The sequence below is a fragment of the Streptomyces murinus genome, assembly GCF_002154555.1.
In the GTDB taxonomy this organism is placed as follows: Bacteria; Actinomycetota; Actinomycetes; order Streptomycetales; family Streptomycetaceae; genus Streptomyces; species Streptomyces murinus.
The window spans coordinates 1-10,404 of the sequence record NZ_MUNF01000555.1 but is presented as its reverse complement, the minus strand read 5'-3'; the positions used below and the strand labels follow the sequence as shown (position 1 = coordinate 10,404).

The following is a 10,404-nucleotide window of genomic DNA, read 5'->3' as shown; positions in this document are numbered from 1 at the left end:
CCCTCGGTCGGCCCTACTCCCCCGCCGCCCCAGTCCAATGCCCCGGCCTGTTCAGCGTCCCCGGCAGCTTCGTTCCCGTGTTTCCCCTCGCCGCGTTCACCTGCGGCTGGGTGAGGAAGAAGGCGCCGGTCAGATCGGCGTCGGAGAGGTCGGCGTCGCGCAGGTCGCTGCCGATCATGTCGGCGTCGCGCAGGTCCGCGCCGGTGAGGTCGGCGGCGATGAGGTAGGCGCCGCGGAGGGTCGCCCCGCGCAGGTCGGCGCCCCGGAGCCGGGCGCCCATCAGATCCGCGCCCCGGCGGTCCTTGCCCTTGCCGCCCTTCTTGCCNNTCGGGGTGGACGGACCGGGCGGCGGGCAGGGACAGCGCCTCGGTCAGGTACCAGAGCAGCTCGTGCAGCTGTCGTACGACGGGAAACACGTCGGACATCCGGCGGGCCAGGTCCGTGGGCGCCGTACGCCAGTCCTGCCCGCCGAAGGTGTGCCGTGAGACCTTCTGGCCCGCGCCGAAGCAGTCGTAGACGGTGCAGCCGGTGAAGCCCTTGTCCCGCAGCCGGGCGTGGATGCCGCAGCGGTGGTCGTCGGCGAGGTTCGGGCACGGCCTGCCCGCGGGCTTGTCGAGCGCGAAGTCGGCCGACGCGGCGAAGGGCAGGGCGACACAGCACAGCCCGAAGCAGCTTCCGCAGTCCCCGCGCAGCTCCGGAAGCCCGGCTATCTGATCTGGCATGAGCACAGCCTATTGGCCCCGACCAGCCGGAACACCGGCCCGATGGGCCGGGGGTTGCGACCCCTGCCGTACCGGAGTTACCTGGAGGTACCGGCGGTGAAGCGCGCGCACGGGGGTTCCGGCACGTACCGGGGGCCCGGGCCGGCGCCTGCTCCCCCGGACCTGGCTCGCCGCCGCCGTCCAGCGTTCCACGCGGAGGTGACCCAAGGTGAAAGCCGTCGTCTACGAAAAGCCGTTCAGCGTGGCGGTGCGAGACGTCGATGATCCGCGGATCGAGCACCCCAACGATGTGCTCGTACGCGTCACGTCGACCGCGATCTGCGGCTCCGACCTGCATATGTACGAGGGCCGCACGGCGGCCGAGCCGGGCATCGTCTTCGGCCACGAGAACCTCGGGGTGATCGAGGAGATCGGCAGCGGTGTGACCTCGCTGTCCGTGGGCGACCGGGTCGTGATGCCGTTCAACGTGGCCTGCGGTTTCTGCAAGAACTGCCTCGCCGGCGAGACCGGCTTCTGTCTGACGGTGAACCCCGGCTTCGCCGGCGGCGCCTACGGATATGTGGCCATGGGCCCGTACGAGGGCGGTCAGGCCGAGCATCTACGGGTGCCCTTCGCCGACTTCAACTGTCTGAAACTGCCGGCGGGCGAACAGTTCGAGACCGACTTCGTGCTGCTCGCCGACATCTTCCCGACCGGCTATCACGGCTGTGAGCTGGCCCAGGTGGCCCCCGGTGAGAGCGTGGCCGTCTACGGCGCGGGGCCGGTGGGTCTGATGGCCGCCTACTCGGCGCTGCTGCGCGGCGCGTCCCAGGTGTTCGTGGTGGACCGGGTGCCCGAGCGGCTGGCCAAGGCCGAGGAGATCGGGGCCGTCCCCATCGACTTCACCAAGGGCGACCCGGCCGAGCAGATCAGGGCGCAGACGAGGGGCGAGGGCACGGACAAGGGCGTGGACGCCGTCGGCTACCAGGCCCAGGCACACGACGACACCAGCCACGAGGAACCCGCCATCGTGCTGAACGCGCTGGTGGAGACGGTACGGGCGACCGGCAGGCTGGGCGTGCCGGGGCTGTATGTGCCGTCCGACCCGGGCGGGCCCGACGAGCACGCCAAGCACGGCCAGCTCCTGGTCTCGATCGGCAAGATGTTCGAGAAGGGCCAGAAGATGGGCACCGGTCAGTGCAATGTGAAGCGGTACAACCGCCAGCTGCGCGATCTGATCATCGCCGGGCGGGCCAAGCCCAGCTTCGTGGTCTCCCATGAGCTGCCGCTGGACCAGGCACCGCAGGCGTACGAGAAGTTCGACAAGCGGATCGAGGGCTACACCAAGGTCGTACTGCACCCGGGACACGCGCTCGCCGCGTGAGGTCCAGGGGTCCGGGCGCCCGCGGGGGTGCCCGGACCCGCTGTGTCACACCTCGTCCCGGACCACCGCGAGGAGCCGGTCGAGGACCCGGGGCGCGCCGCTGCGCAGCCCGTCGTGCTCGTACTCGTCGGTGACCCAGGTGCGCAGCCCGCGGACGGTGCGGGCGGTGCGCAGCGAGTGGCCGGCGTCGACGTACATGTCGTCGTGGTAGACGGCGGCGGCGACCGGGACCTCGTTGGCGGCAAGGCGGTCGCGGTCGTACAGCGGGGTCCAGTCGGTGCGGGCGGCGAGCAGTTCGGCGGTCTCGCGCAGCGGGCGCAGGGCGGGGTCGGTCTCGAACATCCAGGGGTGGATGGTCTCGCCGGTGAACAGCAGCGGCTCGTCGCCGGCGAGCGTCTTCGCGGCGTCGAACCGGGGGAACTCGGCGCGGACGCGTTCGGCGGCCCAGGCGGTGGGGCGGGCGTCCTGGCCGTAGATCGACTCGTGGACGAGGGCGTAGAGGGGGTGGCCGGCGAACGACAGCAGGCTCTGGACCTGTTCCTGGAAGGCGTCCGCCAGTTCGGGTCCGGCCGGGGTGCGGACGAACGCGTCCGCGAGGAGGTGGTGGAGGCGGTGGCTGCCGTCGCCGCCGCCGAGCATCAGGCCGAGGGACTGGAAGGCCTCGACGGTGAGCCGGTAGCCGTTCGGCAGGACCACGTCATGGGTGAGCAGGTGGTCGGCGATGCGACGGGCCCGCTCGATGTCCTGCGGGTACCGGGCGTAGTGCGCGGTGACCTTGCGTTCGATGCGGGGGTAGGCGGCGCGGTAGACGTCCTCGGCATGGGCGTCCAGGGCGGGCAGTCCGCCGGTGATCAGGGCGGTGTCCAGGCCCTCGGGGGCGAGCGAGAGGTAGGACACCGTGCAGAAGCCGCCGAAGCTCTGGCCGAGGACGGTCCAGGGGGCGCCGCCGGTAACCTCGGCGCGGATGGCCTCGCAGTCGCGCACGATGGAGTCGGCGCGGAAGTGGGCGAGGTAGTCGGCCTGTGCGGCCGGGCCGCCGCGCTGTGGGAGGGTCTGCCGGGTGGCGGGGGTGGAACTGCCCGTGCCGCGCTGGTCGAGCAGCAGTACGCGGTACTCGTCGAGCGCGCGGTCGAGCCATGCCTGCCGCCCGATGAAACGATTCGCCCCGAAGCCGGGACCGCCCTGGAGGTACAGCAGCCAGGGCAGTTCCTTGTCCGCCTTGTCCCCCGCGACCACCTCCCGCGCGTACAACTCGATGCGCTCGCCGCCGGGATCGGCGTGGTCGAGGGGCACGGTGAACCGGCGATCGGTCAGAACGACGCCGGGCTGGCGGTAGCTGATGCTCAACGGGTCTCCCGGGAGGGGTGGGGTGGACGGGTCAAGTTCAGCACATGGGCGGTGCGCCGGGGCGGACGGGTGCCGGGCCGCCACAGGCGTGCGGTCGTGGCGCGTCGGTGCCGGGGAGGGCGTCAGGGTCCGGAGTACCGGAAGACGCCCTCCGCGATGTCCTCCAGCGCCTCCGCGCCGATGACCGCCTCGAGCGCGTCCCCGACGGTCCACCAGGTAGTCGGCCAGGATCGCGGGATCGGCGCCGGCCGCGAGCCGGGACAGGATGCGGTCGAGGGAGACCACGTACTCCTCCAGATCCCGGAACAGCAGCAGGGCGTCCTCGGCACCCAGCGAGAACTCCGCGTTCGCAAGGCTCATCCCACCACCCGGTCATCTGCGACGTCGCACCGCTGGACCCGGCGCCCTCCGCACATGCTGGGGCGCGCGCTACGCGCCGGATCCCCGGTCCGCACCACCGCCCCTGCGGCGACTAGGCTGCATCGCGCCCCGTGATCCCTCCCGAGGAGCCGCGATGCGTGTCGCCCTGTTCCTGACGTGTGTCAATGACACGCTCTATCCGGAGACGGGGAAGGCCGTGGTGAAGCTGCTCGCGAGGCTGGGGGTCGAGGTCGAGTTCCCGATGGGGCAGACGTGCTGCGGACAGGCGCACTACAACACCGGGTACCGGCACGAGGCGGAGCCGCTGGCGCGGCGGTTCGCGGAGGTGTTCGGGGAGTACGAGGCGATCGTGACGCCGTCGGGGTCGTGCGGGGCGATGGTGCGGGAGCTGTATCCCCGGATGGGCGAACGGGCCGGGGCCGAGGGCCGCGGGGACTCGCTCGCGCGGACCGTCGCGCCGGTGGTGCGAAGGACGTACGAGCTCACGGAGTTCCTCGTGGACGTGCTGGGCGTGACCGACGTGGGCGCCTGGTACCCGCACACGGTCACCTACCACCCCACCTGCCACGGCCTGCGCAGCCTGGGTCTCGGGGACCGGCCGCGCCGCCTGCTGGAGGCGGTGCAGGGGCTGGACCTGGTGGAACTGCCGGGCGCGGAGGAGTGCTGCGGGTTCGGCGGCACCTTCGCCGTGAAGAACGCCGCGGTCTCGGCCGCGATGGGCACGGACAAGGTACGCAACGCCGAGTCGACCGGCGCCGAGGTGCTGTGCGCCGCCGACAACTCCTGCCTGATGCACATCGGCGGCACCATGACCCGGCTGAAGGCGGACCTGCGCCCCGTCCACCTCGCGGAGATCCTGGCGAGCACGGAGGAGGACCCCGCGCGATGAGCGGCACATTCGTCGGCATGCCGGCCTTCCCCGAGGCCGCGCGCACGGCCGTGGACAACCCCACCCTGCGCGGGAACCTGCGGCACGCCACCCACACCATCCGCGCCAAACGCGCCGGTGCCGTCGCCGAGTTGGCCGACTGGGCCGAGCTACGCGAGGCGGGCCGCCGGATCAAGGACCACACGCTGCGCCATCTCGACCGCTTTCTGGAGCAGTTGGAGGCGTCGGTGACCGCGGCCGGCGGCACGGTCCACTGGGCCGAGGACGCCGACGAGGCCAACCGGATCGTGGCCGCACTGGTCAAGGAGACCGGCGAGTCGGAGGTCGTCAAGGTCAAGTCGATGGCGACCCAGGAGATCGGGCTGAACGAGGCGCTTGAGGCCGAGGGCATCCGCGCCTACGAGACCGATCTCGCCGAACTGATCGTGCAGTTGGGCAAGGACCGCCCCTCGCACATCCTCGTCCCGGCCATCCACCGCAACCGCGCCGAGATCCGCGACATCTTCACCCACGAGATGGCCACCTGGGGCCGCCCCGCCCCCGACGATCTGACCGACACGCCCGCCGATCTCGCCGAGGCCGCCCGGCTGCATCTGCGGGAGAAGTTCCTGCGGGCCAAGGTCGGCATCTCCGGCGCCAACTTCATGGTCGCCGAGACCGGCACCCTGGTCGTGGTGGAGTCCGAGGGCAACGGACGGATGTGCCTGACCCTGCCGGAGACGCTGATCTCGGTCGTCGGCATCGAGAAGATCGTGCCCACCTGGCGCGACCTCGAAGTCTTCCTCCAGACCCTGCCCCGCTCCTCCACCGCCGAGCGGATGAACCCGTACACGTCGATGTGGACCGGCACCAGGGACGAGGACGGCCCGCGCGCCTTCCACCTGGTGCTGCTCGACAACGGCCGCACCGACACCCTCGCCGACCGGGTCGGCCGCCAGGCCCTGCGCTGCATCCGCTGCTCGGCCTGCCTCAATGTCTGCCCCGTCTACGAGCGGGCCGGCGGCCACGCCTACGGCTCGGTCTACCCCGGGCCCATCGGCGCCATCCTCACCCCCCAACTCCGGGGCACCGCCAGCGAGATCGACGCCTCCCTGCCGTACGCGTCGAGCCTGTGCGGCGCCTGCTACGAGGTGTGCCCGGTCGCCATCGACATCCCCGAGGTGCTGGTCCATCTGCGTGAACGGATCGTCGAGGGCGGCCCGGCGGTGCGGGGCGGCAACAAGGTGGTGCTGCGCCCGGCCAAGGGACACGCGGCCGAGCGCGCCGCGATGCGGGCGGCGGCCTGGGCGTTCGGGCACCCGGGCGCCCTGCGCACCGGACAGCGGCTCGCCGCCCGCTCCCGTCGGCTGCACCCCCGTACCCTGCCGGGCCCAGGGCGGGCGTGGTCCGGCACCCGGGATCTTCCGGCGGTGCCCGCGGAGCCGTTCCGCGACTGGTGGCAGCGCACGCGCGGCGGAAAGGACGCCAAGTGAACAGCAGGGAGCGGATCCTGGGCCGGGTGCGGCGCGCCCTCGCCGACGTACCCGCGGACGACGGGTCGTACGAGGAGGCCGTGCCCCGGGACTATCTGCGCGAGCACGGGAAGCGGACGGTCGAGGAGACGGTCGATCTGCTGGCCGGGAACCTCGCCGACTACCGGGCGATCGTGCACCGCACCGACACGGCGGATCTGCCGCTCCTGATCACCCGGCTGCTGGCCGCGCAGGGCTCCGCGGAGGTGCTGGTGCCGCCCGAGCTGCCGGCCTCGTGGATGGCGGCGGCCGACCCGGTGCGGGTCCACGACCGGGCGGACCTCACCCCGCGGCGCATGGACCGGGTCGGCAGCGTCGTGACCGGCTGCGCCGTGGCGATCGCCGAGACCGGCACCCTCGTCCTCGACGGCTCCCCCGACCAGGGCCGGCGCCGTATCTCGCTGATCCCCGACCACCACATCTGCGTGGTCCGCGTCCCCTCGCAGGTCGTGGCGTCGGTGCCGGGGGCCCTCGAACGCCTCGACCCCACCCGCCCGTTGACCTGGATCTCCGGCCCCTCGGCCACCAGCGACATCGAACTGGACCGGGTGGAGGGCGTCCATGGGCCGCGCACGCTGGAAGTGATCCTGCTGGACGACTGAACCAGCGGACTGAACCACGGGTGAGGCGCCCGGCGTCGGCGCGCGTCGTACCGGCGGCGCCGTTAGCGTGAGGACATGATCCGGTTCGAGCAGGTCAGCAAGCGCTACCCGGACGGTACGACGGCCGTGGACGACCTCTCCTTCGAGGTGGCCGAGGGCGAGCTGGTGACGCTGGTCGGCCCCTCGGGCTGCGGCAAGACGACGACCATGATGATGGTGAACCGGCTGATCGAGCCGACCTCCGGACGGATCAGCGTCGACGGCGAGGACATCGCCGCGGTCGACCCGGTGCGGCTGCGCCGCCGTATCGGGTACGTCATCCAGCAGGTGGGTCTCTTCCCGCACCGCACCGTGCTGGACAACACCGCGACCGTGCCCGCACTGCTCGGCTGGAAGCGGGCGAAGGCGCGGGCCAGGGCCGCCGAACTGCTCGACCTGGTAGGCCTCGACCCGAAGACGTACGGGCCGCGCTATCCGGAGCAGTTGTCCGGCGGACAGCGTCAGCGGGTGGGCGTGGCGCGGGCGCTGGCGGCGGACCCGCCGGTGCTGCTGATGGACGAGCCGTTCGGCGCGGTCGATCCGGTGGTGCGCGAGCAGTTGCAGGACGAGTTCCTGCGGATGCAGGCGGCGGTGCGCAAGACGGTGCTGCTGGTCACCCATGACATCGAGGAGGCCGTCCGGCTCGGCGACCGGATCGCCGTGTACGGACAGGGCCGTATCGAACAGTTCGACACCCCGGGGGCGGTGCTGGGAGCGCCCGCCACACCGTATGTCGCCTCGTTCGTGGGCGCGGACCGGGGGCTGAAGCGGCTCTCGGTGACCGCGATCGAGCCGGACGATCTCCAGCAGCCGCCGGTGGCCCGGCCGGACGAGCCCGCCGAGCGGGCGCGGCAGCGGCTGAGCGAGCAGGGCGCGCGCTGGGCCGTGGTGCTGGACGAGCGGGGCGATCTGCACGGCTGGGTCGGGGTGGCGGACCTCGCGGCGAGCGGCACGGTCGGGGAGTTCGGCCATCGGATGACCGCGTGGGTGCCGGTCGGGGCGCCGCTGAAGCAGGCGTTCGGGGTGATGCTCCAGCACGACGCCGGGTGGGTCGCGGTCCTCGACGGGGCACGCTTCCTGGGGGTGCTGACCCCGGCGAAGCTGCACGAGGCGCTGCGCCGCTCGGTGGACGCGGACGCGCGGGGCGTGGCGCGCGGGCAGGTGCCCTTCGACTCGGTGTCCGACGCGTGAGGCCCGGCGCGTGAGACCCGGCGCGTGCGGATACGGGAGGACCTATTTCAGCAGGCCCTTGTCCCTGAGGTAGGCGCGGGCCACGTCGGCGGGCAGTCGGCGCCAGTTGTCGACCTGCTCGTTCAGATCGGCCAGGTCCGAGGTGGTCAGGACGTCGTTGAGCCGGCCGAGGGCCTTGGTGACTCCGGCGCCGCCCGCGCGGGCGCGGTTGACGACCGGGACCACGTAGTCGGCGTTCTGGAGATGCCGGTCGTCGGCGAGCAGGACCAGGCCGAACTGGTCGAGGGTGGCGTCCGTGGTGGTCGTGAGCACCATCTGGTCCCGGCCCTGCTGCACCGCCCGCTTGGCCGGGGTGGTGCCCACGCCCTTGGGGTCGACGCCGGTGACGTCGATGCCGTACTCCTGTCTCAGGCCCGGTGCGCAGTACGGCCGTTGCACGCATTCGTCGCCCGCCGCGAGCCGTACCTTCAGGCGGGAGGCGCCGAGATCGCTGAGCGTCTTCAGACGGTGCTCGCGGGCGTAGTCGGCGCTCACCGCGAAGGCGTTCTGGTCGACGGCCCGGCCCGGGGGCAGGACGGTGAGTCCGCGGGGGGCGGCGAGCGCGCGCAGGGCGTCCATCGTGGTGTCGAGGTCAGGCGAGCCGACCGGTTGCGCGTCGGTGCCATGGGTCTTGGCGTTCAGCCAGTCCGCGAAGGTGGCGGCGAACTCGGGCACGACATCGATCTGGCCGGACTCCAGGGCGGGTTCGTACAGCTCCCGGTTGGAGACGGTGAGGATGGAGGTCTTGTATCCGGCCCGGTTCAGCAGCTGGGCGTACATCTGGGCGAGCAGATCGCTCTCGGTGAAGCCGGCCGAGCCGATGGTGAGATGGTGGCTGTCCCCGGGCGGTGCGGTGACCCGGCCGCGGTTCTCCAGGGAGGGGCCGGTGGCGCAGCCGGTGAGGGCGAGAAGCACCAGCAGCCACGGGACGCGTCTCATCGCCCTCCCCTCGCCCACGCGGGGCCCAGCCGTTCGGCGATCTCGAAGCCGCCCTCCACGAGGAGCGCGAACACGGCGACCAGCAGGGCGCCCGCGACGACCTGAGGAGTGCTGGCGAGGTTGAACCCCGCGGTGATGATCCGGCCGAGCCCGCCGCCGCCCGCGAGCGCCGCGATGGTGGCGGTGGCGACGAGCTGTACGGCCGCGATCCGCACCCCGTTCATCAGCAGGGGGAGCGAAAGGGGCAGTTCCACGTGAAACATCAGTTGTCGGCCGGTCATGCCCATGCCCCGGGCAGCCTGGACGATGCCTCGGTCGACCTCGCGCATTCCGACGTAGGCGTTGGTGAGCAGCGGCGGCACCGCGAACAGCACCAGGGCGACGACGGTGGGGCCCTCGCCCCAGTTGCCGACCGGGGTGAGCAGCAGCAGGACCAGTACGGCGAAGGTGGGGACCGCCCGGCCGACGTTGGAGATGTTCACGGCGAGCGCCCCGCCCCGGCCGAGATGGCCGAGGACCAGGGCGACGGGCAGCGCGATCAGACAGCTCAGGACGAGGCAGACCACGGTGAGCAGGAGGTGCTGGAGCAGCCGGTGCCATACGCCGTTGTCGCCGGACCAGTGCGCGGGGTCGGCGAGCCAGTCCCAGGTGGCGGTGAGGGTGCTCATCCGCGTGCCGCCCTCGTCCAGGGGGTGATCAGCCGCTGGACGCCCAGGAGCAGCAGGTCGGCGGCGACGGCGATCAGCACGCAGAGCACGGAGGCGGTGAGCACCTGGGCCTTGAAGTAGGTGTTCATGCCCGCGTAGACGAGGTTTCCGAGGCCCCCGTAGCCGACGATCGCGCCGACCGTGACCAGGGAGACCGCGGAGACGGTGGCGATGCGCAGCCCGGCCATCGCGGCGGGCAGGGCGAGGGGCAGTTCGACGGTGAGCAGCAGCCGGATCGGGCCGTAGCCCAGGCCGCGCGCCGCCTGCCGGGTCTCCTCCGGGACCGCGCGCAGGCCCGCGAGCAGATTGCGGACCAGGAGGGTGAGCGAGTACAGCACAAGGCCGGCGACGACCAGGGTGGCGGAGAGGCCGTAGAGGGGCAGGAGCAGGGAGAACATCGCGAGGGACGGGATGGTGTAGAGGATCGTGGTGAGCGCGAGCACCGGTCCTGCGGCCCAGCCCCAGCGGCGGGCCAGCACCGCGAGGGGCACCGCGATGAGCAGGCCGATCAGGACCGACAGGGCGGTCAGCTGGAGGTGCTGGACGACCGCGTCGAGCAGGATGCCGCGACGGCTGCTCAGATAGGCGCCGCAGATCCACTCGTTGCGCGCGAGACAGTCGTCGGGGGCCGCGGTCACGGGTCCATTGGACCGGCGGGCGGGGCGGGGTGCGCG

9 protein-coding genes and 1 pseudogene are annotated in these 10,404 nt (G+C 72.2%); 5 read left to right on the top strand and 5 right to left on the bottom strand.

The annotated features are described in order from the left end of the window. Positions 1–13 precede the first annotated feature (13 nt). Positions 14–722 (bottom strand): annotated as a pseudogene (locus tag CCN72_RS29580) (pentapeptide repeat-containing protein). 208 nt (positions 723–930) lie between these two features. Between CCN72_RS29580 and CCN72_RS29575 the strand changes: the two are divergent. Beyond that, on the top strand, positions 931–2,085 hold the full coding sequence (locus CCN72_RS29575) for a glutathione-independent formaldehyde dehydrogenase (protein WP_086811049.1): 1,155 nt from the start codon (positions 931–933) through the stop codon (positions 2,083–2,085). Between the two features lie 45 nt (positions 2,086–2,130). Here the strand turns inward: CCN72_RS29575 and CCN72_RS29570 are convergent, their stop codons facing one another. Next, on the bottom strand, positions 2,131–3,432 hold the full coding sequence (locus CCN72_RS29570) for an alpha/beta fold hydrolase (RefSeq protein ID WP_086811047.1): 1,302 nt from the start codon (positions 3,430–3,432) through the stop codon (positions 2,131–2,133). A gap of 514 nt (positions 3,433–3,946) precedes the next feature. Between CCN72_RS29570 and CCN72_RS29560 the strand changes: the two genes are divergently transcribed. From CCN72_RS29560 to CCN72_RS29545, 4 genes are all read left to right on the top strand, one after another. Beyond that, entirely contained in the window at positions 3,947–4,702 is a 756-nt protein-coding gene (locus CCN72_RS29560; protein WP_086811045.1) for a (Fe-S)-binding protein, read from the top strand. After that, a complete protein-coding gene (locus CCN72_RS29555) occupies positions 4,699–6,174 on the top strand; it encodes a LutB/LldF family L-lactate oxidation iron-sulfur protein (RefSeq protein ID WP_086811044.1) in 1,476 nt (491 codons plus the stop codon). The genes CCN72_RS29560 and CCN72_RS29555 overlap by 4 nt, the downstream gene beginning before the upstream one ends. Continuing rightward, complete coding sequence (locus tag CCN72_RS29550) at positions 6,171–6,815, top strand: LutC/YkgG family protein (protein ID WP_086811043.1); 645 nt, start codon at positions 6,171–6,173, stop codon at positions 6,813–6,815. Before CCN72_RS29555 ends, CCN72_RS29550 begins: the two co-directional genes overlap by 4 nt. Before the next feature lie 75 nt (positions 6,816–6,890). Then, a complete protein-coding gene (locus CCN72_RS29545) occupies positions 6,891–8,045 on the top strand; it encodes an ABC transporter ATP-binding protein (protein ID WP_086811042.1) in 1,155 nt (384 codons plus the stop codon). 42 nt (positions 8,046–8,087) lie between these two features. Here the strand turns inward: CCN72_RS29545 and CCN72_RS29540 are convergent, their stop codons facing one another. The 3 genes from CCN72_RS29540 to CCN72_RS29530 are packed head-to-tail and all read right to left on the bottom strand — an operon-like array spanning position 8,088 to position 10,368. Beyond that, the gene (locus CCN72_RS29540) at positions 8,088–9,023 is read right to left on the bottom strand and encodes an ABC transporter substrate-binding protein (protein WP_086811041.1); all 936 of its coding nucleotides are present in this window, start codon (positions 9,021–9,023) and stop codon (positions 8,088–8,090) included. Beyond that, complete coding sequence (locus CCN72_RS29535) at positions 9,020–9,691, bottom strand: ABC transporter permease (protein WP_086811040.1); 672 nt, start codon at positions 9,689–9,691, stop codon at positions 9,020–9,022. Before CCN72_RS29535 ends, CCN72_RS29540 begins: the two co-directional genes overlap by 4 nt. Continuing rightward, positions 9,688–10,368 (bottom strand): ABC transporter permease, encoded by a 681-nt coding sequence (locus CCN72_RS29530; RefSeq protein WP_037652380.1) that lies wholly within the window; start codon positions 10,366–10,368, stop codon positions 9,688–9,690. Before CCN72_RS29530 ends, CCN72_RS29535 begins: the two co-directional genes overlap by 4 nt. Positions 10,369–10,404: the final 36 nt, after the last annotated feature.

Excerpts from the sequence above, each read along its gene's own strand:
- CCN72_RS29560 (WP_086811045.1), top strand. The coding sequence starts at position 3,947 with ATGCGTGTCGCCCTGTTCCTGACGTGTGTCAATGACACGCTCTATCCG.
- CCN72_RS29555 (WP_086811044.1), top strand. The coding sequence starts at position 4,699 with ATGAGCGGCACATTCGTCGGCATGCCGGCCTTCCCCGAGGCCGCGCGC.
- CCN72_RS29545 (WP_086811042.1), top strand. The coding sequence starts at position 6,891 with ATGATCCGGTTCGAGCAGGTCAGCAAGCGCTACCCGGACGGTACGACG.
- CCN72_RS29540 (WP_086811041.1), bottom strand. The coding sequence starts at position 9,023 with ATGAGACGCGTCCCGTGGCTGCTGGTGCTTCTCGCCCTCACCGGCTGC.
- CCN72_RS29535 (WP_086811040.1), bottom strand. The coding sequence starts at position 9,691 with ATGAGCACCCTCACCGCCACCTGGGACTGGCTCGCCGACCCCGCGCAC.